The sequence below is a fragment of the Candidatus Pelagibacter communis genome, from assembly GCF_001180225.1.
GTDB classification, from domain to species: Bacteria; Pseudomonadota; Alphaproteobacteria; order Pelagibacterales; family Pelagibacteraceae; genus Pelagibacter; species Pelagibacter ubique_D.
This window is the reverse complement of record NZ_CVST01000023.1, coordinates 1-1180: the sequence shown is the minus strand read 5'-3', so window position 1 is coordinate 1180 and position 1180 is coordinate 1. Positions and strand designations below refer to the sequence as shown.

Below are 1180 nucleotides of genomic sequence, written 5' to 3'. Positions count from 1 at the left end.
GGAGAGAATTTATGCGTGGAATTTACCAGTCCTACTCGCATGAAATGGAAACAGGAAATTTTTTTAAACAGAATAGAAAAATGAAAAGTTCATGGTATGAGGGTACTACTGGTCTTCCACCATTAGATTATGCGATTAAAAATGCAGTCAATCATGGTTGGTCACATCACATTGAAAGATTAATGATCTTATCCAACATCATGAACCTTTGTGAGATAAAGCCCACAATTGTTTACAAGTGGTTTATGGAGATGTTTGTAGACTCATCAGATTGGGTAATGGTTCCCAATGTTTATGGAATGGGATTGTTTAGTGATGGAGGGATTTTCGCCACTAAACCTTATATTTGTGGATCTGCATATTTTATGAAAATGATGGACTTTAAGAAAGGTGATTGGTGTAATACTATGGATGGTCTTTATTGGAGATTCATAGATCGAAACAGAAAATTTTTTTTAAAAAATCCTCGTCTTTCAATGATGGTCCGTATCTTTGATAAAATGAAAACTGATAGAAAAAAATTAATTTTATCTGAAGCAGATAAATTTATTAAACAAAATACAAACTAAACTTTATGTATATTGCCATTACTGGTTTGAAGCCAAAAAATTTTTTTTCAAAACTAAGATTTTGGTTATTAGCAATCCCATCTTTTAGGGCAGCACAAAAAGCTGAAGGAAACATATTTTGTGAAACGAAGCCATTTAACGGATACCAGCATACTTTAACAGCTTGGAAAGATAGAAAGCTGATGGTTAAATATTTAAATGGAACTGAGCACTCAAAAGCAATGAGAAATTTTAGAGCAATTGCAACAGGCTCAACATATGGTTATGAAAGTGATCATATTCCAACTTGGGATGAAGCTTTAGATCTTTGGAATAAAAATTTTAAAGAATATTAAATTGAAAAAACAAAATTTACCTTCGAAGGTTTGTCCTGTATGTAAAAGACCATTTACTTGGCGCAAAAAGTGGAAATTAAATTGGGATAAAGTTAAATATTGTTCAAAAAAGTGTTCTTCATCAAAATAGACCTCTTTAAAAATTTAATATTCCAACATAATAATATTGATAATGAATAATAAAATCTTTGAATGGGCAGGGGTTATTACAGCAATTCTATATTCTTTATTTGTGGCCTTAAATATAGGTATAGAGTTTTTTGGTTTTTGTTTGTT

Annotated in this window: 3 protein-coding genes; all 3 read left to right on the top strand. The window is 30.8% G+C overall.

Going from position 1 to position 1180, the window contains the following annotated elements:
* Nucleotides 1–569 (top strand): FAD-binding domain-containing protein (locus tag AMN99_RS01585; RefSeq protein WP_306452582.1); only part of this gene is annotated, 569 nt, incomplete at its 5' end.
* A gap of 5 nt (nt 570–574) precedes the next feature.
* Nucleotides 575–904: a hypothetical protein gene (locus AMN99_RS01580; RefSeq protein ID WP_075506098.1), complete on the top strand. Its 330-nt coding sequence runs from the start codon at nt 575–577 to the stop codon at nt 902–904.
* Between the two features lies 1 nt (nt 905).
* On the top strand, nt 906–1034 hold the full coding sequence (locus AMN99_RS01575) for a DUF2256 domain-containing protein (protein WP_075506097.1): 129 nt from the start codon (nt 906–908) through the stop codon (nt 1032–1034).
* Nucleotides 1035–1180 lie beyond the last annotated feature (146 nt).